Source organism: Sphingomonas sp. (assembly GCF_036731925.1).
Classification (GTDB): Bacteria; Pseudomonadota; Alphaproteobacteria; order Sphingomonadales; family Sphingomonadaceae; genus Sphingomonas.
Genome location: NZ_DAINDJ010000001.1, coordinates 1479832 through 1501782 on the forward strand (window position 1 = coordinate 1479832; position 21951 = coordinate 1501782).

The 21951-nt window shown below is 66.8% G+C and carries 18 protein-coding genes; 10 read left to right on the plus strand and 8 right to left on the minus strand.

What is annotated here, in order from left to right:
* Window positions 1-3 precede the first annotated feature (3 nt).
* Genes V7E00_RS07325 through V7E00_RS07345 form a run of 5 tightly spaced genes read left to right on the plus strand, consistent with a single transcriptional unit; the run spans window position 4 to window position 5186 of the window.
* Window positions 4-945: a histone deacetylase family protein gene (locus tag V7E00_RS07325; RefSeq protein ID WP_333571983.1), complete on the plus strand. Its 942-nt coding sequence runs from the start codon at window positions 4-6 to the stop codon at window positions 943-945.
* Window positions 942-1928, plus strand: coding sequence for a porphobilinogen synthase (gene hemB / locus V7E00_RS07330; protein ID WP_333571984.1), 987 nt, complete (start codon window positions 942-944; stop codon window positions 1926-1928). Before V7E00_RS07325 ends, hemB begins: the two co-directional genes overlap by 4 nt.
* Window positions 1925-2449, plus strand: a complete 525-nt coding sequence (locus tag V7E00_RS07335; protein ID WP_333571985.1) for a GNAT family N-acetyltransferase — start codon at window positions 1925-1927, stop codon at window positions 2447-2449. Before hemB ends, V7E00_RS07335 begins: the two co-directional genes overlap by 4 nt.
* Window positions 2446-2970, plus strand: coding sequence for a GNAT family N-acetyltransferase (locus V7E00_RS07340; RefSeq protein ID WP_333571986.1), 525 nt, complete (start codon window positions 2446-2448; stop codon window positions 2968-2970). Before V7E00_RS07335 ends, V7E00_RS07340 begins: the two co-directional genes overlap by 4 nt.
* The gene (locus tag V7E00_RS07345; protein ID WP_333571987.1) at window positions 2967-5186 is read left to right on the plus strand and encodes a spermidine synthase; all 2220 of its coding nucleotides are present in this window, start codon (window positions 2967-2969) and stop codon (window positions 5184-5186) included. Before V7E00_RS07340 ends, V7E00_RS07345 begins: the two co-directional genes overlap by 4 nt.
* 55 nt (window positions 5187-5241) lie before the next feature.
* On the opposite strand, the gene rsmA is transcribed toward V7E00_RS07345, so the two are convergent.
* The 4 genes from rsmA to V7E00_RS07365 form a co-directional block, all read right to left on the minus strand.
* Window positions 5242-6060: a 16S rRNA (adenine(1518)-N(6)/adenine(1519)-N(6))-dimethyltransferase RsmA gene (rsmA, locus tag V7E00_RS07350; protein ID WP_333572395.1), complete on the minus strand. Its 819-nt coding sequence runs from the start codon at window positions 6058-6060 to the stop codon at window positions 5242-5244.
* Between the two features lie 2 nt (window positions 6061-6062).
* Window positions 6063-7076 (minus strand): 4-hydroxythreonine-4-phosphate dehydrogenase PdxA, encoded by a 1014-nt coding sequence (pdxA, locus tag V7E00_RS07355; RefSeq protein ID WP_333571988.1) that lies wholly within the window; start codon window positions 7074-7076, stop codon window positions 6063-6065.
* A gap of 1 nt (window position 7077) precedes the next feature.
* Window positions 7078-8436 (minus strand): peptidylprolyl isomerase, encoded by a 1359-nt coding sequence (locus tag V7E00_RS07360; protein ID WP_333572396.1) that lies wholly within the window; start codon window positions 8434-8436, stop codon window positions 7078-7080.
* 99 nt (window positions 8437-8535) lie between these two features.
* Window positions 8536-10824, minus strand: coding sequence for an LPS-assembly protein LptD (locus tag V7E00_RS07365; RefSeq protein WP_333572397.1), 2289 nt, complete (start codon window positions 10822-10824; stop codon window positions 8536-8538).
* Between the two features lie 138 nt (window positions 10825-10962).
* On the opposite strand from V7E00_RS07365, the gene V7E00_RS07370 reads away from it, so the two are divergent.
* Window positions 10963-11403, plus strand: coding sequence for a DNA polymerase III subunit chi (locus V7E00_RS07370; RefSeq protein ID WP_333571989.1), 441 nt, complete (start codon window positions 10963-10965; stop codon window positions 11401-11403).
* Between the two features lie 74 nt (window positions 11404-11477).
* On the plus strand, window positions 11478-11900 hold the full coding sequence (ndk, locus tag V7E00_RS07375; protein WP_125973737.1) for a nucleoside-diphosphate kinase: 423 nt from the start codon (window positions 11478-11480) through the stop codon (window positions 11898-11900).
* 172 nt (window positions 11901-12072) lie between these two features.
* Here the strand turns inward: ndk and V7E00_RS07380 are convergent, their stop codons facing one another.
* The 3 genes from V7E00_RS07380 to V7E00_RS07390 all read right to left on the minus strand — a co-directional run bounded on the left by V7E00_RS07380 (window position 12073) and on the right by V7E00_RS07390 (window position 14837).
* On the minus strand, window positions 12073-13455 hold the full coding sequence (locus V7E00_RS07380) for a sensor histidine kinase (RefSeq protein WP_333571990.1): 1383 nt from the start codon (window positions 13453-13455) through the stop codon (window positions 12073-12075).
* Window positions 13452-14171: a response regulator gene (locus tag V7E00_RS07385; protein ID WP_333571991.1), complete on the minus strand. Its 720-nt coding sequence runs from the start codon at window positions 14169-14171 to the stop codon at window positions 13452-13454. Before V7E00_RS07385 ends, V7E00_RS07380 begins: the two co-directional genes overlap by 4 nt.
* Before the next feature lie 159 nt (window positions 14172-14330).
* Window positions 14331-14837, minus strand: coding sequence for an EF-hand domain-containing protein (locus tag V7E00_RS07390; RefSeq protein WP_333571992.1), 507 nt, complete (start codon window positions 14835-14837; stop codon window positions 14331-14333).
* Between the two features lie 359 nt (window positions 14838-15196).
* Here V7E00_RS07390 and V7E00_RS07395 point away from each other — a divergent pair, with 359 nt between their 5' ends.
* Complete coding sequence (locus tag V7E00_RS07395) at window positions 15197-17929, plus strand: TonB-dependent receptor (RefSeq protein ID WP_333571993.1); 2733 nt, start codon at window positions 15197-15199, stop codon at window positions 17927-17929.
* Between the two features lie 185 nt (window positions 17930-18114).
* The gene (locus V7E00_RS07400) at window positions 18115-19074 is read left to right on the plus strand and encodes a hypothetical protein (RefSeq protein ID WP_333571994.1); all 960 of its coding nucleotides are present in this window, start codon (window positions 18115-18117) and stop codon (window positions 19072-19074) included.
* A gap of 36 nt (window positions 19075-19110) precedes the next feature.
* On the opposite strand, the gene V7E00_RS07405 is transcribed toward V7E00_RS07400, so the two are convergent.
* A complete protein-coding gene (locus V7E00_RS07405) occupies window positions 19111-20955 on the minus strand; it encodes a sensor domain-containing phosphodiesterase (protein ID WP_333571995.1) in 1845 nt (614 codons plus the stop codon).
* A gap of 199 nt (window positions 20956-21154) precedes the next feature.
* Between V7E00_RS07405 and V7E00_RS07410 the strand changes: the two genes are divergently transcribed.
* Window positions 21155-21913, plus strand: a complete 759-nt coding sequence (locus V7E00_RS07410) for an acid phosphatase (RefSeq protein WP_333571996.1) — start codon at window positions 21155-21157, stop codon at window positions 21911-21913.
* Window positions 21914-21951 lie beyond the last annotated feature (38 nt).

Genomic DNA, 21951 nt, shown 5'->3' on the forward strand with positions numbered 1-21951 from the left:
GGCGTGATCCCGGTCGTTCACCATCCCGATTATGTCGCGCCGGCACCGGCGGGCAGCGCCTATTTGTGGAACAAGAACGGGCTGGTGCGGGACCTGCTGCAAGCCCACGGCAGCCGCATTGCCTGGCATGTCCCAGAGGCGATGCCGCCACGCTGGCTAGAGGCCGTGCACGACCCGGACTATGTCGCCGAGGTACTCGAGGCACGCGTGCCGCCGCACAAGACGCGCCGGATCGGCTTCCCGGTGACGCCCGCAGTCGCGCGGCGATCGGCGCGGGTCCCGGGCGGCACCTTCCTCGCGGCGCGCATCGCGCAGGCGGAGGGCTATGCAGCGAACAGCGCCGGCGGCAGCCACCATGCGCTTGCCGATACGGGTGCGGGCTTTTGCGTGTTCAACGATCTTGCCATTGCCGCCGTGCGTCTTACCGAGGAGGGGCATGCCGCCCGCGTGCTGATCGTCGACTGTGACGTGCATCAGGGCGACGGCACCGCCGCGCTGACGGCGGGACGGGAGGATATTGCCACCTATTCGATCCACGCCGAGAAAAACTTCCCCGTGCGCAAGGCCCGCTCCACCGTGGACGTGGGTCTGCCGGACGGCGTCGGCGACGCGGTGTATCTCGAGACGCTGGAGGCTACGCTGGTGCCGCTGCTGGCGCAATTCGATCCCGATCTTGTCCTCTATCAGGCGGGTGTCGATCCCTTCGCGGATGATCGCCTTGGCCGGCTCGCGCTCAGTGCCGAGGGGCTGAACGCACGCGATCGCTGGGTGGCGGAGGCGTTGCGCCGCCGCGGCATTCCCTTCGCCAGCACCCTCGGCGGCGGTTACGGGTCGGATGCGCTGGAAGTAGCCGGTCGGCACGCCAGCTCGATCCTCACGCTGGGCGAAACGGCGCTCGGCGACGCTTGCAACCGACGCAATCCAGGCGCATCTGGCACGCCATGAGCCACTATCCCGCGCTTCGCCTCCGCCGCTCCCGGGCTTCGGCCTGGAGCCGTCGCCTCCATGCCGAAACGGTGCTCACCCCGGCGGACCTGATCTGGCCGGTGTTTGTCACCGAGGGCGAGGAAGAGGAGCCGATCGCGGCGCTTCCCGGGGTATCGCGCTGGGGCCTGAAGGGCATTGTCCAGCGCGCGCGGGAGGCGCGGGACCTCGGCATTCCGTGCCTCGCGCTGTTCCCCAACACGCCGCATGCGCTGCGCTCCGAGGACGGCCGGGAGGCGATCAATCCCGAAAACCTGATGTGCCGCGCCATCCGCGCGATCAAGGAAGCGGTGCCGGAGGTAGGTGTTCTGACCGACGTGGCGCTCGACCCCTATACCAGCCACGGGCATGACGGCATCGTCGACGCGGCGGGGTATGTACTGAACGACGAAACCTCTGCGGTGCTGGTCGAGCAGGCGCTGGTCCAGGCCCAGGCGGGCGCGGACATCGTCGCGCCCAGCGACATGATGGACGGGCGCGTCGGCCAGATCCGCGGCGCGCTGGAGGCGAACGGTCACATCAACGTGCAGATCATGGCCTATGCCGCCAAATATGCGAGTGCCTTCTACGGTCCGTTCCGGGACGCGGTCGGAAGCCGTGGGCTGCTCAAGGGCGACAAGAAGACCTACCAGATGGACCCCGCGAATGCCGAGGAGGCGCTGCGGGAAGTTGCCCTCGATCTGGCCGAAGGCGCGGACAGCGTGATGGTCAAGCCGGGGCTGCCCTATCTCGACATTGTCACGCGCGTGAAGAGTGCTTTCGAAGTGCCCGTTTTCGCATATCAGGTGTCCGGCGAATATGCCATGATCGAAGCTGCCGCCGCGGTGGGGGCAGGGGATCGGGAGGCGCTGGTGCTGGAGACGTTGATGGCCTTCAAGCGGGCCGGGTGTTCTGGCGTGCTCACCTATCACGCGCCCTTGGCGGCACGGTTGCTCGGCGCGTGATCGAGACGGCGCGGCTGCTGTTGCGGCCGCCCGAGCCGCGCGACTTCGATGCGCTCCACGCGATGTGGAGCGATCCGGCGGTGATGCGCGACCTTGGGCCGGTAAAGTCGACCGCGCACAGCCGGGCAACGATCGCCCGGCACCTCGGCTACGGGCCTAGCCACGGGATTGGCTTCAACGCAGTCGAGCGGCGCGAGGATGGTGCAGTGATCGGCTTTTGCGGCCTCAAGCCGGGCGCTCCCGATACGCCGATCGCGGACGAACTGGAGATCGGCTGGATGTTCGCCCGTGCCTGCTGGGGCAAGGGCTATGCGCGGGAGGCGGCCGCGGCGTGGCTCGACTGGGCGTGGGTGTACCGACCCGAGCCGCGGGTGGTTGCGATCACCGCGGCCTGCAATCTGCCCAGCCAGGCGCTGATGGCGCGGCTGGGTATGCGCTGGATCGTCGATTTCGAGCATCCCGTGCAGCCGGAGGGGCATCGCTTGCGTCCCAGTGTCGCCTTTGCAATCGACCGCCCATGATCGAGACCGAACGACTCCTGCTGCGCGGCTGGACCGACGCCGACCGCGCACCGTTCCACGCAATGTGTACCGACCCTGCGGTGATGGCCTTTATCGGACCGCTGCAGTCGCGTGCGGAGAGCGACGCGGGCATTGACCGGCAGCTTGGCCTGCTTGCACAACATGGCCATTGCTTCTGGGCGGTCGAGCGGCGCGAGGACGGGCGTTTCCTGGGCTTCTGTGGATTGAAGCCGGGGGCGGCGGGCACGCCGATCGAAGGCGAGGTGGAGATCGGCTGGCGTCTTGCCGCCACCTATTGGGGCCAGGGTTATGCGCAGGAGGCTGCGCGCGCCAGTCTTGCCTGGGCCTGGCAGCAGCTGGACGTACCCGCCGTCGCGGCGATCGTGGCGGAGGGGAACGCGCGCAGCTGGGGTCTGATGGAACGGCTCGGCATGCAGCGCGCGGTCGGTGGCGATTTCGATCATCCGGCCGCGATCCCTGCACTGCGGCGCCACCGTAGCTATCGCATCGCGCGTCCGTGAACGAAACCTCCCCGATTTCGCGCGACGACGGCGCCGCGCGCCGTACGCTGTTCGTGGCGGCGATCCTCGGAGGATCGTTCCTGCTGTTCCTGGTTCAGCCGATGGTAGCACGCATGGCGTTGCCGCGGCTGGGCGGAGCGCCGGCGGTGTGGAACTCGGCGATGCTCGTCTACCAGGCGCTGCTGCTGCTCGGCTATGGCTATGCGCACTGGCTCGGGCGGTTTCGCGTACGAACACAGGCGGGGATCCACCTCGGATTGCTGGCGCTCGCCGCGCTGTGGCTGCCGATCGGACTGGGAACGATGCAGGTGCCGGTTGGTGCGGAGCCGGCCCTGTGGGTCCCATGGCTGCTCGTCGCGGCCATCGGGCCCCTGTTCCTCGCGATTTCCGCCCAGGCGCCGCTGCTCCAGCGCTGGTTTGCCGTGGCAAGCCATGGGCGCGACCCCTATGCACTCTACGCCGCGTCCAACATTGGCAGCTTCGCCGGCCTGCTCGCCTATCCGCTGCTGGTCGAGCCGTTGCTCCGGCTGCAGTGCCAGAGCTGGCTGTGGACGATCGGCTATGCAATCGTCGCGCTGCTGGTGCTCGGTTGCGCGCGCCGCTTGCCGCAGAACGACGCGCCGCCCCAGGCGCGAACGGAACGCCCGGCAACGGTCGCGCGCGACTGGGTGCGCTGGATCGCCCTGGCGCTGGTTCCCTCGGGACTGATGCTGGCGACCACAACCTTCCTCACCACGGATATCGTCGCCGTGCCGCTGCTCTGGGTTCTGCCGCTCGGGCTGTACCTGCTGAGCTTTCCCGTGGCCTTTCGCAGCTCCGCGCTGCTCGACGACCTGCTCGAGCGCTGCGTGCCTCTGGTGCTGCTGCTGTTTGGCGCCACGCTGGTCGCCGGGGACTCCCGGCTCGCCTATTTCAACGCGCTGATCGGCCTTGTCCTCCTCTTCGCGGTGGCGGTCGCCTGCCACGCCCGTCTGTACGCGCTTCGGCCGCCGCCGGAGCGGCTGACCGGCTTCTACCTGGCCATGGCGCTGGGCGGGGCGCTGGGCGGCGTGTTCGCCGGCCTGCTCGCGCCGGTGCTGTTCGACTGGACCTATGAGTACCCCTTGCTCATCTTGGCGGCCGGGCTGCTGATCCCGCAGCGTGCGCTGACCCGCGAGTTCAGCCGCCTCTGGGCTGGCCGCTACCGTCTGCCCGCGGCGGCGGTGCTCTGCGCGCTGGTGATGGTGATCGTGTGGGCTGCGCTCGACGAGCGGTTGCCGGGCCCGATGCACGTTCAGCTCGGCTTTGTGGCCGTTGCGGCGATCGGCCTCGTCGCCGTCGGTGTGCGGTGGCCCTTCACGGTGGCGCTCGCCGGCGGGCTTTTCCTGTTCGGCGGCTATAGCGCGATCCAGACCTCGCTGAGCGGCGCCCGCACCCGCAGCTATTTCGGCGTCTATACGGTAGGCGACAAGCCGGACCAGCGCCGCCTCGCGCATGGCACCACGGTCCATGGCATCCAGCTCAAGGGCGCGCGGGCGCGGCGGCCCACCACCTATTATCAGGCCGGGTCGGGCGTGGGGCAGGCGATGCTCGCGGCGCCTGCCCTCTACGGCACGCACGCACGGATCGGCGTTGTCGGCCTGGGCACCGGTACGCTCGCCTGTTACGCGCGTCCGGGGCAGGACTGGCGTTTCTTCGAGATTGACCCGGCGGTGGTGCATCTCGCGCGCGATTCGAGTGCGTTCAGCTTTATCCGGCTGTGCGCACCGCAGGCGCAGATCCTGGTTGGCGACGCCCGCTTGCGGCTGAGCGAACTGCCCTCCGCCGGGCTGGACCTGCTCGCCCTTGATGCCTTCTCCTCGGACGCGGTGCCGATGCACCTGATGACGGCCGAGGCCTTTGCCGCCTATGGCCGTGTCTTGTCGCCTGAAGGGCTGCTGCTGGTGCATATCTCCAACCGCTTCCTGGCGCTGGCGCCGGTTGTCGCCGGTGCGGCCAAGACGGGCGGATGGCAGGGGCTGCGGCTGGTGCATGTGCCGACTGCGCTGGAACGGCAGGACGAAGGCGCGGTATCCGACTGGATCGCCCTGAGCCGTTCGCCGCGCGCACTGGCGGCACTCAAGGCTCGTAGCGGCGCGTGGCGACCGCTGGTCGCCGAACCGGGCTTTGACGGCTGGACCGACGACCATGCATCGCTGGTGCCGGTGCTGCGGCTGTTCCGAGCACGCGCAGACTAGCCGCATTTTCCGAGCCGTTGACCGTAACCGGTCGACCTGAAAATGCTCTAGCGCATCAGGGCTTGCGGCCGAGCTCGCGCGCGATCGCGACGAATTCGGCGACGCTCACCGTCTCCGCGCGCCGGCTGGCATCGATTTCCAGTACTTCCAACGCTGCAAGCGCGCCGGGCACCGACTTGAGGCTCTGACGCAGCATCTTGCGGCGCTGGCCGAAGGCGGCGGCGGTCACCGCTTCCAGCAGGCGGAGCTGCACCCCCTCCGGCGCTTCGCCGGGCACGATATGGACCACTGCTGACATCACCTTGGGCGGCGGCGTGAAAGCGGAACGATGCACGTTCATCGCAATCCGCGGCGTGCTCCGCCACTGGGCGAGCACGGCAAGTCGGCCATAATGTTCGGTGCCGGCCTGGGCGACGATGCGCTCGGCGACTTCCTTCTGGAACATCAGCGTCAGGCTTGCCCACCAGGGCTGCCATTCCGCCGAGAGCCAGCCGACCAGCAGCGCGGTGCCGACATTATAGGGCAGGTTGGCCACGACGTGCGGCTTGCCCGCGAACAGCGCCGGCGCGTCGACCTCGAGCGCGTCGCCCTCGATCACGCGGAGCTTGTCCGGGAAATAACCGCCCAGTTCCTCCAGCGCAGGAATACAGCGCCGGTCGCGCTCGACGGCAGTGACCTGCGCGCCGGCCTGGAGCAGCGCGCGGGTGAGGCCGCCCGGGCCCGGACCGACCTCGAACACCTCTGCACCGGCAAGATCGCCGGGCACCTTGGCGATGCGGCCGAGCAGCTGGCCGTCGAACAGGAAGTTCTGGCCCAGCGCCTTGCTGGCACTCAGTCCGTATCTCGTAATGACGTCACGAAGCGGGGGAAGCATAGTCACGCGGAGGCTTCTATCCTGCGCTGCGCCGCAGCGGCAGCCATTTTGATCGCCGCAATCATCGCACCCGGGTGCGCTGCATCGCGACCGGCGATGCCAAAGGCGGTGCCATGGTCCGGCGAGGTCCGCACGATCGGCAGACCCAGCGTCATGTTCACACCGTCATCGAAGTGCAGCGTCTTGATCGGGATCAGCGCCTGATCGTGGTAAAGGCACAGCGCCGCATCATATTCGGCGCGGGCGCGCGCGTGAAACAGCGTGTCCGCCGCGAACGGACCGGCGGCATCGATGCCTTCGGCACGCAGCCGCTCGATCGCCGGGACCAGCACCTCGATCTCCTCGCGACCGATCGCGCCGCCTTCGCCCGCATGCGGGTTCAGCCCGGCAAAGGCGAGGCGTGGGTTGGGAATGCCGAAATTGCGCTGGAGCCCGCGCGCGGTGACGCGGGCCTTGGCGACGATCAGTTCGGGGCTGATCAGCGACGGCACCAACGCCAGCGGCACGTGCACGGTAATCGGCACCACGCGCAGCGTCGGTCCGGCCAGCATCATCACCGCGTTGTCGGCGGTGATGCCGCAGCGCTCGGCGACGAATTCGGTCTGGCCTGGATGCGTGAATCCGATCGCATAGAGCTGCGCCTTGGACACGGGGCCGGTCACCAGCGCACCCGCGGCACCGGCGCTGGCGAGGCCCGTCGCCACTTCCAGCGATTGCAGGGCGATGTGCGCCGTACCCAGCGAAGGCGTGCCGGGAACCACCGGCCCGGTATCGCCGATCGGCAGGATCGGCAGCGCCTCGCCGAAGAGGGTGAACGCTTCGCGAGGATCACCGATCGGCGCAATGGGCCCGTTCCACACGGCCCGGACCGCCTTGGGGTCGCCCACGGCGAAGAACGGCGCGAGACCCTCGGCGCCGCGCATTTCCCACGCCTTGGCGGTGATTTCCGGCCCGATCCCCGCCGAGTCGCCCATGGCGACGGCGAGCGGAGGCAGGGTGGTGCCCCCGACCGTCACGTCAGCGATATTCGATCAGCGCGTCGCGACGCAGATCGCGCAGCATCCGCTCGGCGCGGAGGTTGACCCGCTGATCTTCCAGCTGCTCCTGCACCTGCTCCACCGAGGGCGTGTTGGCGGCGGGCGGATCGTCGCGGCCGCAAATCACCAGCACGCGCACGCCGTCCTCGATCGAGCCGAAGGGCTGGGTCGACTGGCCGACCTGGAGCGGCAGGATCAAGTTCTGCAGCGCAGGCGGCAGGTCCTTGATCACGATATTGTCGCGGTCGACGACTTCCGCGCCTTCGGCCGCTGCAACCTTGCTTACGTCGCCGCAGCCGCGGATCGCCTGCGTCGCCTTGGCAAACGAGGCAGCACGGCTGCTCGCCTGCGCTTCGGTGGTGCCCTTGCCGAACGCCAGCGACAGCTGCCGCAGGCTCAGCTTGGCGTCGCGCGGGTCGGAGATGCCGACCTTGTGCTTGTCCGCCAGGTAGACAATCGAAAAGCCGGCGGAGAGCGGGATCGGCCCGGCAACCTGGCCAGGCTGCATTTCCTGCACCGCTTGCGCAAGCGCCTCGGGCAGCATCGCCGGCTGGATCCAGCCGAGATCACCGCCGCGGGCGCGGGTCGAGCTCTGCGAATAGGTGCGGGCGAGATAGTCGAACGGCGTGCCCTGGCGCATCTGCTCGATCATCTTCTGCATGCCGCCGGAGACTTCCTGCGCGCGATCGGGCGTGGCGTTCTGGTAGATCTCGTAGACGTGGTACTCGTCGGTGCCCTTCTGCGCGGTGAGGCGATCGATCATCGCCTTCACTTCGGCCTCGCCCACATTGACGTTGACGCGGCGGCGCAATAGGCGGCTCCAGGCCAGTTCCGCCTCGATCTGGCGCTTGATCGAACGCTCGGACGAGCCGATCTCCCGCAGCCAGCTGCGCATCTGGTCGGGCGTCTTCTGGAAACGCGTGGCAACGCGGCTGAAGCTGTTTTCGATCTCGCGTGCGTCGACCTTGATCTCGTTGGCCTTGGCCTCCTGGATCTCGAGCGTCTCGTCGATCAGCTGGCGCAGCATGGCGAGCTTGAGCTGTTCGCGCTCCTCCGGCTTCAGCGTCAGCTTCTGCATGCCGGTGACCAGCGCAACGCGGTGATCCACCTCGGTGCCGGTGATCACGTAATCGTTGACGATCGCGGTGGGCTTGCGGACATTCGGATCGGCCTTGCCGAAGACTTCCAGCGTGCTGGGCAGATCGAGGCCGTTGTTCACGCCAGCCTGGCTGTCCTGCGCGGGCGTGGTCTGCGCGACCGCCATTGTCGCCAGGGCAGCAATCCCTGCGCCGGCCAGCCACTTCGCACCCGTTCCCGCAATCCTGCCCAAACCCATCATCACTTCAGAACGACCCTTATCCTCAAACGGGAAGCAGCGCTTATAGCGCAATTGTGCCTGAACCAAGGCTGAGCGCCGAATCCCCCCAAGCGGGATCTTCTAGCGGCCGAGGTTCTTGAAGGCGAGGGTTAGCAGATACGAGTTGCCACGCTGTGCGTCGCCCGTCGTCGCATAGTCGCGCCGCCAGGTTGTTCCGATGCGCAGGCAGTCGTCTTCGTAGAACAGGCCGATGCGGTGGCGGATCGGCTGGAAGCCATTGGCCAGCGACAGCGGATCTTCCTGCTTGTCGGTGAGGTCGATCAGCGTCGAGCCGGACAGCGACCAGAAGCGCGCGAACTGCACCCGGGCGCCGAGGCGGAGTTCCTCGCGATCCTGCAGATCCTCCAGCGTCGGATCCACATTGCGGTTGAGCCGCAGATAGCCGACCGTCACATAGGTCGCGCGCGAGCCCACCGACATGTCGATCTCGTTGCGACGCACCGCCAGCCCGTCCTTGTCGAGCCGGTAACGGTGGGTGAGGCTGAGGAAATCGTGGAAGCGGACGACGGTCCGCCCAACGATGTCCGACATCCGATCGGTCAACCCGGTGCCGTTGGGGAATAGCGAGGGCCGGTTGGTCAGGCGGTAGCTCTGGCCGACATTCGCTTCGACGCTGAAGCCCGGCAGGTACAGCGCGTAATCCAGCCCGTAGGTGAAGCGGGTGGAATCCTCGAAGCGATCATAGCCGGCGAAGCGGTTGAGCGCGAAGAGGTTGGAGTCTTCCAGGTCGACGGCGCGGGCGTCCTCGTTGGGCACGTCGATATTCGCCAGATGCGGCGCCGCGACGACCTGGACGCGCGGTGTGATGCGCTGCGAGCCACCTAGGAAGTCGCCGACGAACGACCATTTCACGTCGATCGCGCCCGCGGCGATCCCGCGGAAGCGAAAGCCGTTCTCGCCGCGGTAGCTCGCGACCGTCGTCGCAATGGTGTCGGACGTGTTGTAGATGTCGCCCCGGGTGTAAGCCGTGAGGCTGACTTCCTGGCCCCAGTTGGTCAGGCGCCGGACGCTCCACTGTGCGCTGGTGAAGGCGCGCTGGGTATCCTGGCCGCCGGTACGGGTGAGCGCCAGCGTGTTCACCTGGAAGTCGAACTTGCCGCCGAGCAGGCCGTCGTCCATGCGGCGGCGATAGTCGATCTCCGGCAGCGCCACCGGCTGCAGTCCTTGGCGATCGCCGACCCGCAGCGTCTGCACCGCCCAGGCGTTGATCACGAAATAGCTGTCGGCGTCGATCCGCTCGATCGCAACATTGTTGCGCAGACGGTCGTCGCGTGAGATGTCGTAGCGGCGCAGGAAGGTGCGGTCGCTCGCCACGCGCAGCGAAGCGCGCACGTCCCAGCTGGGATTCAGCTGGTAGCGTCCGATCAGGTCGAGATAGCCGCGGAAGTCGTTGCGCAGCGTGGCCGGCGTCGGCGCGACCGTCAGGTCGTCCGAGCGGCGGCTGTAGGTGCCATAGGCCTGTACCCGGAACGAGCCCAGGCTGTTCAGTTCGCGATAGTCGGCCTGGAGCATCGGCAGCGTGTCCGAGAACACGCGCGGCGTGACGGTCAGGTCGCGATTGGGGGCGATGCTGAAGAAGTAGGGCAGGGCAACCTGGAAGCCGTTGGTGCGGCTGTAGCGCGCGTCGGGCGTGAGGAAGCCAGAATCGCTTTGGCCCCCAGCCGGGTGCGAGAAGGCGGGCAGCGGGATCGTGGCGAATCCGAAGACGGAGATCCGCGCACCCTTGTAGCGCAGGCGATGCTTGGCCGGATCGTAGACAACCCGGTCGGCCGTGATCTTCCACGAAGGCTCTTTGGGGCAGCCCGAGCTGTCGGTCACCGAGCAGGGCGTATAGGCGGCATTCTCGACCGTGATGACGCCGCCGTCGCTGCGCGAGCCGCGCTGTGCCGCGATACGGCCGCCGGCCTCGAGCACCACCAGCATGTTGTCCACCACGCCGTCCTTCAGCGTGTCGGTGAGTTCGATGCTGTCGCCATAGGCAGCGTCGCCCTGTGGGTTGGCGACGACGATGTTGCCCGTCGCCATCACCTTGCCGGTCCGGCGGTCCCAAGTGACCTTGTCGGCGCGGAGGCGATTGCTCTCCCGATAAAGGCGGACGTCGCCACTCGCCGTGACGACATCGCTGTTCATGTCGTAATCGAGCTGGTCGGCGGTGAACTGCACCTGATTGGGGTCGTCGGGCAGGCCGCCCGGCGGGGGCGGGGCGGGCTCGGCCGGCCGGTCCTGCAGATTGGCGGCCGGCACCGAAGCACCGGCGGCCTGATCGGCGGGCAGGGGGCGCGAATCGGGCGCCTGCTGGGCACGTGCCTGCGCGGACAGGCACAGACCGAGCGCGGCCGGAAAGAACATGGCCTTGCGCTTCACGAAAACTCCCACCTTTATCGTCACTCCCCGGCACCGGGCATCGTCGAGCCCTATCGCAGCGATTGCGCCTCCGCAACGGCAGCCGCGTTGGCCCCAACGCACATCCGGGCTAAGGGACCCCGCATGCAGGTCGATTTCTATCATCTCACGCTGGCGCCGATCGATCGCGTGCTGCCCTCGATCGCCGAACGGGTGCTGGGAAGCGGCGGGCGGCTTCTCATCGTAGCCGGGGATGCCGCGCTGCGCACCCGGATCGACCAGCTGCTGTGGAATTACAATGCCGCGAGCTTTCTCCCGCACGGCCAGGCCGGCGGTGATTGGGACGCCGAACAGCCTGCGCTGATTTCGGAGGAGGTCGCGCCCGCCAACGGCGCCCGCAACGTGGCGCTGGTCGATGGCCTCTGGCGCGACGAGGCGCTCGACTTTGAACGCGCCTTCCACCTTTTCGACGAGGAAAGCATCGGCGCCGCGCGGGCTGCATGGCGTGCTCTGGGAGAGCGCGAAGGTGTCGAGCGGCGCTACTGGCGGCAGGACGAGAATGGCCGCTGGGCGCAGGTTGCCTGAGCTTGCATTGAAGACGCTGCAGGACTAGGGAGCCGCGACTTCCTTTCATCACCAACTACAGGAGCCGCACGGCCATGGCCGCGACCCGGACCTTTTCGATCATCAAGCCCGATGCCACCCGCCGCAACCTGACCGGCGCCGTCACCAAGATGCTGGAAGAGGCTGGCCTGCGCGTCGTCGCTTCCAAGCGCATCCAGATGACCCGCGAGCAGGCCGAGGGCTTCTACGGCGTCCACAAGGAGCGTCCCTTCTTCAACGACCTCGTCTCGTTCATGATTTCGGGCCCGGTCGTCGTGCAGGTGCTCGAGGGCGAGAATGCCGTGCAGCGCAACCGCGACATCATGGGCGCGACCAACCCGGCGAACGCCGAGCCGGGCACGATCCGCAAGGAACTGGCCGAGTCGATCGAAGCCAATTCGGTCCATGGTTCGGACTCGGAAGAGAATGCCGCGATCGAGATCGCCTTCTTCTTCAAGCCGGAAGAAATCGTCGGCTGATCGGCTGACGCTTCTTCGGTAAAAAAGGGGCCGCGCTTCCGATGGGGAGCGCGGCCTTTTTGCAATTAGCCCCTCCCCTTCAGGGGAGGGGTTGGGGTGGGGCTGAACCTCACCGAGGCCGACTAGGGTTCTGGAATCCCTCCACCCCAACCCCTTCTCCAAGGAAGAGGGCTCACCTCGGCAGCGTGATCGTCGCCGTCAGCCCGCCACCGTCGCTATTTGCCAGTGCGATGGTCCCGCCGGCGTCATTGACGATTGCCCGAGCCAGTGCGAGGCCCAGCCCGATGCCGCCGGTGTCACGATTGCGCGACTGTTCGAGCCGGGTGAAGGGGTTGAACACCGCCTCCAGCTTGTCCGGCGGGATCCCCGGTCCGTGATCGCACACTTCGATCGTCACCCGCTCGGCCGCCGAGATCAGGCGCACTTCCGCGCCGCCACCATATTTCACGGCATTCTCTATGAGGTTGCGCACCGCCCGGCGCATCAGCGTCGGCCGCAGCCGCATCTTGAGTCGCTCCGGCTCCTCGAAGGTGACGTCGTGATCCAGATCGCGGAAATCCTCGACCACGGCATCCACGAGCGCGCCGAGGTCGACATCGGTATTGGGTTCGCTCGGCCGCCCGAGCCGCGCCAGCGAAAGGATATCGTCGAGCGTGCGGCTCATTTCGTCGACCGTATCGGCCATGCGCGCGCGATCATCCTCGTCCTCGACCGATTCGATCCGTACCCGCAGCGCCTGCAACGGCGTGCGCAGATCATGGCCGATTGCGCCGAGCATCCGGTCCTTCTCGTCCAGCATCGACGTCACCCGCCGGCCGAGCGCGTTATAGGCCGCGATGAGCGCCCGTACGTCGCTGGGGCCGCGTTCGCGGATCGGCGCCGTGTCGTCGCCGGGGCGGAAGGTTCGGGCGGCATCGGTCAGCGTCCGCAGCGGCCGCGCGATCCGCCCGCCGACCAGCAACACCGGCACAAGCACCACGACATAGAGGATCAGGGTCTGGGCCGCGAGCTGCCAGATCAGGTCGAAATCGGTCCGCGGCCACGGCGTGGCGAGGGTCAGCCAGCCCTTTCCGGGAAGCTCCACCGCCACCAGCATCTCCGCGCCCATCCGCCGCAGCCGCTCGGCACGGAGTGGATCCAGCTTCGGGTCGAGCAGCCGCTTTGGATTGACCGGGCGCAGCGCAGCCATGATCGCGCCTGCGCGCAGCCCTGCATCCTCCAGTCCGCGCCGCAGATCGCGCTCGACATCCGGCCGGCGGTGCTCGGTCTCACCGGCGAAGGGATTGTCCACATGCAGGCGGACATGCGTCCGGGGGTCGGACAGGAAACGGTTCTTCGCCGCGCGGGGCTGCAGCGGCGCCTCCCGCTGGAGCGCGAGCAGCCGTTCGGCGGCGTCGGCGAGGCGCGTCGTCGCAGGCACGATCACCAGTGCGAAGCGCGCCTTTTGCCGCTCGTGGAGGAGCAGCCCGAAATTGATCGCCTGCGCGACGAACAGCGCGGCCGCTACCAGCAAGGCGATGCGGGCGATCAGGCTGGTGGGGAGAAACCGGCTCAAAGCCTGGTGACCTCGGCGGCCAGCGTGTAGCCGCCGCCCCACACGGTCTTGATGATCGAGGGGTTTTTCGGATCCGGCTCGATCTTCTTGCGCAGCCGGCTGACCTGATTGTCGATCGCACGATCGAACGCTGCCGCCTCGCGTCCCTGCGTAAGATCGAGCAGCTGGTCGCGGGTGAGCACCTGGCGCGGCCGGGTGACCAGCGCATGCAACAGATTATACTCGCCGGTGGACAGCGGCACCGACACGCCCTCGCGGTCCACCAGCGTGCGTTCACCCGTGCGCAGCACCCATCCTGCGAAAGCGAAGGAGCCGGTTTCGGGCGCATGCTGCTTCGCGCCGCCTGCGGACCAGCGGCGCAGCACCACCTTGATCCGCGCAGAGAGCTCGCGCGGGCTGAACGGCTTCACGACATAGTCGTCGGCACCCATTTCCAGTCCCACGATGCGATCGGTTTCCTCGCTGCGCGCCGTGAGCAGGATGACCGGCGTTTCGCTGGTCTCGCGAATGTGGCGGCACAGGCTCAGCCCGTCCTCGCCGGGCATCATGATGTCCAGCACCACGAGGTCGATTGCATAGGCGTTGAGCCGCGCGCGCGCGCTCTCGGCATCGCCGGCCTGGGTGACGCGGAAGCCCTGCTTGGTCAGATATTGCGCGAGCGGCTCGCGGATCGAACGCTCGTCATCGACGAGCAGCAGGTGAGGGACCTCGGACATGGTCGACAACGTAGCGCCTTTGCCAGCGGGGAAAAGAGCCGGGCGGGAGGGAGGAGATCCGCGAGCTATCGCAGAGAAGCGACAGGGGAGCGCTTGCGATCCTGACGGGGACAGGATCGGCGATGCCCGCAGCCTCCCGCCCGGCTGCTCCGACTGGCGTCAGTTGCCGCCGGCCGGAGGAGGGGGAGGCGGGGGCATGTCGCCCGGCGGCGGACCCTGGCGGGCGCGCCAGCCACCGCCGCCCCCGCGACGCATCTGCATCATCCGCTGCGCCGCGGCCTTGCGCTCGGCGGCGTCGATCTTGCCGTCGTGGTTGGTGTCGACCATGTCGAACATGCGGGTGGCGCGCGACTGTTCGTCCGCCAGCGTCAGGTCACGCTTCGGGGCCATGCGGGCGCCCATGCGGGCGCGTTCCTGCGCCTGATAGGCTTCGCGTTCCTCGGGCGTGACCTTGCCGTCGTGATTGGCATCCATCGCGGCGAAGCGCGTCGCGATGGCGGCGAGCATTTCCTCGCGCGTGACAACGCCGTCCTTGTTCTGGTCCGCCATGGCCAGCGGGTCATGCCGGGGCGGGCGCGGTCCGTCCTGCGGCTCCGTCTGGGCTGCGAACGCCGAACCCGCGAGCAAAGAAGCCCCAAGGGCGGCAAGCGTGACACGTTTCAGCATCCGAAACTCCTGAGAGAAGGGGATGCCGGGGGTGGGGGCGGGCCCCCGGCACGCCGCTGGTTTCAGGGATACGTGTCGCAGGGGTTTGTCACGCCCGCCACAAAGTGTCGCAAATTGTCGCCTGGCCGCGGCCGCCGCCGGGGCGCGCGGCCCGACCTTCCACTCGATCAGCAGCTTGGCGGCAACGGCGGAAAGCTCGAACACGGCGTTCTGCAACACTGTGCCCTTAGAGCAACGATCGAATTCTAGTGGCATTTTGCAACTTTAGTTTTGCTTGACGGCGCTGACGCGAAGGCGTGTATTCGAGCTTCGGGTATGGAGCGGGAACCACAGCTCCAACCTCGGTGGAGAGGATAGATATGCGGCTACGCCTTATGTCGGCCTGTGCAGTGCCGGCACTCGTGATGGCGCTCGCAGCGCCTGCGCACGCTCAGGAAACCCCTCAGGATCAACAGGACGCATCGGCGCGCTCGGAGCAGTCCGATAACGAGATCATCGTCACCGCGCAGGGTCGCGCCCAGGCGCTGGCCGACGTGCCGCTGGCGGTGTCCGCGGTAAGTTCGGAAACGCTGCAGCAGACCGGCGCGAACGATATTCGTGCACTCAACCAGGTGGCTCCGTCGCTGCTGGTCTCCTCGACCGGCAGCGAGGCCAATGGTTCGGCGCGAATTCGTGGTATCGGTACGGTCGGCGACAATCCCGGGCTGGAAAGTTCGGTCGCTGTTTTCATCGACGGCGTCTATCGCTCGCGCTCGGGCATCGGGCTCAGTGAACTGGGCGATCTGGAGCGGATCGAGGTGCTGCGCGGCCCGCAGGGAACGCTGTTCGGGCGCAACGCTTCCGCCGGCATCATCAATATCGTCTCGAAGATGCCGCAGCCGACCTTCTCGGCAGGCGCGGAGGCTACCTACGGCAATTACGAGACGATCCGCCTCCAGGGCTTCGTCAACGTGCCGCTCAGCACGAGCATGTCGGGCCGGCTCGACGGTGTCTACATGAAGCGCGACGGCTTCTACCGCGACGTCACCAACAACCGGGACGTCAACAATCGCGACCGCTATTTCCTGCGCGGGCAATTGCTGTTCGAGCCGTCGAGCGACCTGCGCGTTCGCGTGATCGGCGACTATACACACCGCAACGAGGAATGCTGTGGCGCTACCTATGTAGACTCCTCGATCAACCCCTATGTCGGCGACCTCAACAGCCCGTCGTCCAACAACATCGTTCGCGTGCTACGGGACCTCGGCCAGCCGATGGCCGCGTTCAGCAATCCCTATAGCCGGAATCTCTACGTCTCTTCGGGCCGGAGCTATGGCGGCATCACCGAGGATTGGGGCGGCTCTGTCCAGGTCGACTGGAACCTGGGCAATGTGAAGCTCACCTCGATCACCGGCTATCGCAACTATTTCTCCAGCCAGGGTGCCGATACCGATTATAGTGCAGTGGATCTGCTCTATCGCGCACCCAATGCCGACTCCTCGCGCGCCTTCGAGACGTTCAGCCAGGAGCTCCGCCTGAACGGCACTGCGTTCGGCGAAAAGCTCGACTGGCTCGTCGGCGGCTATTACGCCAACGAGGATCTGACCCTGGTCGACAATCTGCGGTTCGGGACGCAGTATGGCCGCTTCGCTACCTGCCGCATCGTATCGGGCAGCGCGCTGGCGGCGCTCTACAATCCGGCAGCCGCGGGCTGCCTTGCGGCACGCCCGGCATTGTTCGGCGCGGCATCGCCGCTGATCTACGCCGCGTTCGACCGGCTGGACGGCATCAATGATCGCGGCACCACGCGCGACCTGTTCAAGCAGAACAGCCGCAACTGGGCGCTGTTTACCCACAATATCTTCCATGTCGCCAAGGGCTTGGACCTGACCGTCGGCCTGCGCTACACCAATGAACGCAAGCGGCTCAACGCAACCTTCGGCAACGACAACACTGCCTGCGTCGCGAACCAGAGCGCGCTGCTGCCGCTGCGCTCGGTAGCATCGCTCACTGCGACGATCGACGGGATCCTCGGCCTTTCCTGCCAGGGAAATTCGACGGCGGAACTAAACGGGGCTTCGATCCGCGACACGCGCAAGGAGGACCAGTTCACCGGTACCGCCATCCTGTCGTACAAGCCGACCGACGATCTGCTGGTCTATGGCAGCTATTCGCGCGGGTATAAGGCCGGGGGCTTCAACCTCGACAAGTCGGCGCTGAAGGTGCCTATCTTGCCCTTCGCTTCGGTTGGCGGTGCGCAGGCGCTCGTCACCAACCTGCAGTTCGCGCCAGAGACGAACGACGCATTCGAGATCGGCCTGAAATACTCGACCCGCAAGTTCAGCCTGAACGTCTCTGCATTCCGCCAGCAGTTCAAGAACTTCCAGCTCAACACGTTCAACGGCACCGTTTTCCTGGTGCAGAACATCAACGGTTGCACCGCAAGCCTGAACGGCGGCGACCGCGACCAGAGCAAGTTCAGCGCGGCGACCAACTTCAACGCCGCCGCCGCGACAACCGGCGCCTGTTCCTCGTCCAGCGTCGGCTACGGCGTCGTGTCGCAGGGCGTCGAACTGGAAGCCTCGCTGGTTCCGGTCCGCAACTTCCGGGTGGGCCTGGGCCTGACCTATGCCGACACCCATTATCGCGACCAGCTCGTCGGCAGCGATAGCGGCGCGCCGCTCGACCAGGCGCTGCGCCTGCTGCCGGGCCAGCAGCTCTCCAACGCTCCGGAGATCGTGACAACGGCATCGGTGGCCTGGACGCCGCAGATCGGCAATTCCGGCCTCAGCGGCCTAGTCTATTTTGATGCTCGCATGACCGGCGACTACAACACCGGGTCAGACCTGTTCCCGCAGAAGATCCAGGACGGCTACACGCTGGTCAACGGCCGCATCGGCATTCGGGGCAAGGACGAGCGCTGGGCGATCGAGCTTTGGGCGCAGAACCTGCTCAACCAGAACTACACGCAGGTGGTGTTCAACTCGCCGTTCCAGGAAGGGGCGGCGAGCGCGCCGTTCATCGATCCCAAATATCCGGGCGGTCGCCAGATCTTCTCGGCGTATCTCGCCGAACCGCGCACCTACGGCATCACGGTGCGCACGCGCTTCTGACTTTCCTGGGGAGGAAAGCACTGGGCCGGAGGAGCGATCCTCCGGCCCATTTTTATGTATCACGGTGGAAAAACAATCGTTTTACTGCTCGTAACACCATTTTCTTATTTGCAAGGCACCGCTGGCGAGGTTTTCCTGCATATAAGTATAGATGTTGTAAAACAGCATCTTCGAGGGGAAAGTTGATGTCTTCGATCCGTCCGTTGCCGCAAGCTGCCGACCTTAGCGGCGTAGCCGCCGTCGCCCCCGTGGGTAGCGACGCCAAATCTGCCGAGGGCACGTCCGCCGCGACCGCCGCCGGGGCCGACCCGCGCGGCGTGCAGCTGGCTTCGGACACGGCGAACGCGCTGCCGGAGGCCCAGTCGGACGCGCCCGGGACGAACAAGCCGAAGGACGAGCCGCCTTCGGTCTACGAGATGTTCGTGCCGGCCTTGGAGGGCTTTTCCTCGCACGAATTCGCCATGGGGATCCGGGATCCCAAGCGGGTTGGCAACTCCGCGGGATTGACCGATGCCGACGTGTTGAAGGACGTGCGGGCACGGTTCGACGACAAGACGGCGCGCATCGGGCCTGATGCGAAGAAGAACTCGAGCGAATATGTCTACGCTATGGTCGGCGATCTCGATACGCGCTCGATGGCGCTGGTCGCCGCGGATACAAGCGGTACCTTCTCCGACGAGGAGAAGCAGATGGTGACGATGGCAACGCAGTGGCAGGATCATTTCCGCGCCGGCGGCTATGTCGGATCACCCGAACTGCACAATACCTATATCGGCATGGGGCTTTCGTTCGTCCGCCCGCAGGATCGTGCGGAGGTCATGCGCGTGCATGACGGCGAGGCGGCGAAGGACACGAGCATCCGCAGCCAGCTCGGCCGGGCCTCGGCGCGGGTCACGCTGGGCGAAGAGCAGAGCAAGGCGGTATTCGGCGACCTGTCGGCAAGCACCGACCCGAAAGACAAGGTGCTGAGCCTGCTGGTCGAGGCCATGATCAAGGCGAAAGAGACCGACCCGCAGATCACCGCGAAGCTGCATGGCATCAACACCGGCGACGACCTCAAAAAGGCCGAGTGGTTCAAACCCTATGTGGACCGGTTCAATCAGCTGCTGGACGAGCAGGCGACGACGTCGGCCAACGCGGCCTGAGACGCGCCGCTCCTGCGTGTTGAGCGCGGCGCGGCTTCAGTGGAGCAGCGCCGCGTCCGACGCGGTGCCGGCCGCACCCCGGCCGGGCGGGAGCGGCGGGATCTTTGCCGCGCGAAGTATCTCGGTCGCCCGCTCGACGCTTACCGCGGGCGAGAACAGATGCCCCTGGCCATAGGCGCAGCCGATGCTGCGCAGCCGATCGGCCTGCAGCTTGGTCTCGACACCCTCGGCGATCACCCGCATGTCGAGTTCCTGCGCGATGTGCAGCACACCTTCCACAATGGCGCGGCTGGCGCTGTTCTGCAGCAATTCGTCGGTGAAGCTCTTGTCGATCTTGATGAAGTCCACCGGCATGGTGAGAAGGTGTGTCAGTGAGGCGTAGCCGGTGCCGAAATCATCCAGCGCCACCAGAAGCCCCTGCGCCCGGAACCAGCGCAGCGTGTCGGCGACGACCGTGTCACCCTGGCCCAGATAGACGGTCTCGGTAATCTCCAGCGTCAGGTGGTGCAGGGGAACGCCATATCGCCCGAACGTCTCCGGGATCATCTCGCGAAGTCGAGCGCCGTGAAAGTCGCTGGACGAGAAGTTCATGCCGACATGCGGCGGCGCGATGCCGAGATCGCACCAGCGCCGCAGATCGGCAGCGACGCGATCAAGCATTCGCGCGGTGATCGCGCCGGCGACCTTGCCGTCGGTTGTCGCCTCGAAGAACTCGGCGGCGGAAACGATCCGATCCTCGGTCCGCATGCGGCACAGCGCCTCGAAGCCGAGGATCCCACCCGTCTTGAGGTCGAACAGCGGCTGGTAATGGGGGAGAAGCCGGTCCTCGGCGAGCGCACGTTCCACGGCATGGATGGCATCCAGCCGACGTGCCATGCGGGTCGCGATGCCGGGCACGTAGCGGACATAGCTGCCGCGCGCGGTTTCCTTGGCGTGATAGAGCGCGAGGTCCGCGTTGAGGCGCACCTGCTCGGCGGTTTCGCCTTCGCCGATCAGCGCGCCGCCGGCAGTGGCGCGAGGAACCACATTGCGTTCGCCGTCGTCCATCGGCTGGGCCAGCGCATCCAGCAACGTTCGGGCGGTTTCGGCCGGGTCGGCAAGGGCTGCAGGGCTTTGCAGCAGCACCGCGAATTCGTCGCCGCCCAGCCGATAGGCGCGATCGGGTGCCGCCGCATCGGCCAGCCGACGCGCGGCCTGGATGATCAGGCCGTCACCGGCGACATGCCCGAAGGTGTCGTTCACGATCTTGAGATTGTCGAGGTCGAGCAGAATGAGCCCCCAGGCACCCGGCTCGGTACAATCCAGGTCGCCCAGCGTGGTGGTGAAGGCAGAACGGTTGGGCAGCCCGGTCAGCCCGTCGAGCTGGGCACGGCGCACCTGCTGGGCACGCCAGATGTCCTGCTCGATCGCGATGGCGCAGAGATGGATGCAGACCTGCACAATCCGCTTTTCCTGCGGCGTCGGGCCCCGCGGGACGCGGTAATAGAAGGCGACCACGCCGGTCACGTCGCCGCGGCCGTTCTTGATCGGGTTAGACCAGCAGCCGCGCATCTCGAGGGGGCGGGTCAGGTCGAGAAACTTGGTCCAGTTGGGGTCCGTCTCGATGTCCGTGCTCGCATAGGGCTGCCCGAGATAGGCGGCGGCTCCGCACGAACCGACCTTCGGCCCGATCATCAGGCCGTCGATCGCCTGCATGTAATATTCGGGCAGACTAGGCCCCGCCACGGGATGGAGGCGGCCCGAGACATCCACCCGCAGCACCGTGCAGCGCACGTCGGGCAGGCGCACCTCTACCTCGCGGCACAGCCGATCGGTTGCGGATGCAAGGTCGACGCCTTTGGCGACCAGCTCCAAAATGTTGTTCTGAAGCGAGATGTCCACGCTGGTCGTCACCTTCTGCAAGTCGCTGCAAACTGCCGCGCAGGGGCTTGCCTGCGCCATAACGCAAACCCCGGTATAAGTACGTAGAAGTGTAAAGATGCGCAGTTAGGGGGAGCGCCATGCCCACTATCATCTCGTCGCGCGGCCCCTGCACGCGCCCACGCTCCGCTGTTTCCGCCGATCTCGCACGGCGGGCCGCATGATGCGGGCGGGCATCGCGGCGGCGCTCTCGCTGGTCTTGACGGCGCCGCAGGCGGGCGACACCGGCCCGTACCTTGCCGCCGATCAATATCCCGACGGGATGATCATCCTCCCGCCACCGCCGGCGGCAGGTAGCGCTGCGGCGACACTCGACATGGCCGTGTTTCGCGCAACGCGGAAGCTGGAGGGCAGCCCGCGCTGGCAGATCGCCGCCGACGACGTCACCAATGATCCGCTAGGCCGGAACGCCTGCGCGATGCAGATGGTGCTCGACGCCAAGCGGGCGCCGGTGCTGGCGCGGCTGCTGGCCCGCGCCCGGACCGGCCCGGTGGTGGGGAAGGTCAAGGCCGCCTATCAGGTGCCACGCCCCTATCTGCGCGAGGAGGGACCGATTTGCGAGCCGAAGACCGCGCATCTTGCCGGCAACGGCGATTATCCGTCAGGCCATACCGCCAATGGATGGTTGGAAGCGCAGATCCTCGCCCAGGTGATGCCCGACAAGGCCTCTGCCATCCTTGCACGCGGCCGCGCCTATGGCGAAAGTCGGGCGATCTGCGGGTCGCACAGCAAGAGCGCAGTGGAGGCGGGCTACATGGCCGGTGCAGCGGTGTTCACGGTTCTCCAGACGTCGCCGGCCTATCAGCGCGCACTGGACGCGGCGCGCAAGGAAGTACACCAGCTGCGCGCAACGGCACCCCATCCCGACGGGCGAGCCTGTGCGGCGGAAGCCGCGGCGCTTCGGGTTCGTCCCTGGTAAGGCGCTCGTGACTGCAATGTCATGAAGCCGTCGTGCTT

Excerpts from the sequence above, each read along its gene's own strand:
- V7E00_RS07385 (WP_333571991.1), bottom strand. The coding sequence starts at position 14,171 with ATGTCCGAGGTCCCTCACCTGCTGCTCGTCGATGACGAGCGTTCGATC.
- V7E00_RS07365 (WP_333572397.1), bottom strand. The coding sequence starts at position 10,824 with ATGTTCTTTCCGGCCGCGCTCGGTCTGTGCCTGTCCGCGCAGGCACGT.
- V7E00_RS07340 (WP_333571986.1), top strand. The coding sequence starts at position 2,446 with ATGATCGAGACCGAACGACTCCTGCTGCGCGGCTGGACCGACGCCGAC.
- V7E00_RS07400 (WP_333571994.1), top strand. The coding sequence starts at position 18,115 with ATGTCTTCGATCCGTCCGTTGCCGCAAGCTGCCGACCTTAGCGGCGTA.
- V7E00_RS07395 (WP_333571993.1), top strand. The coding sequence starts at position 15,197 with ATGCGGCTACGCCTTATGTCGGCCTGTGCAGTGCCGGCACTCGTGATG.
- V7E00_RS07370 (WP_333571989.1), top strand. The coding sequence starts at position 10,963 with ATGCAGGTCGATTTCTATCATCTCACGCTGGCGCCGATCGATCGCGTG.
- ndk (WP_125973737.1), top strand. The coding sequence starts at position 11,478 with ATGGCCGCGACCCGGACCTTTTCGATCATCAAGCCCGATGCCACCCGC.
- rsmA (WP_333572395.1), bottom strand. The coding sequence starts at position 6,060 with ATGCTTCCCCCGCTTCGTGACGTCATTACGAGATACGGACTGAGTGCC.
- hemB (WP_333571984.1), top strand. The coding sequence starts at position 942 with ATGAGCCACTATCCCGCGCTTCGCCTCCGCCGCTCCCGGGCTTCGGCC.
- V7E00_RS07390 (WP_333571992.1), bottom strand. The coding sequence starts at position 14,837 with ATGCTGAAACGTGTCACGCTTGCCGCCCTTGGGGCTTCTTTGCTCGCG.
- V7E00_RS07360 (WP_333572396.1), bottom strand. The coding sequence starts at position 8,436 with ATGATGGGTTTGGGCAGGATTGCGGGAACGGGTGCGAAGTGGCTGGCC.
- V7E00_RS07410 (WP_333571996.1), top strand. The coding sequence starts at position 21,155 with ATGATGCGGGCGGGCATCGCGGCGGCGCTCTCGCTGGTCTTGACGGCG.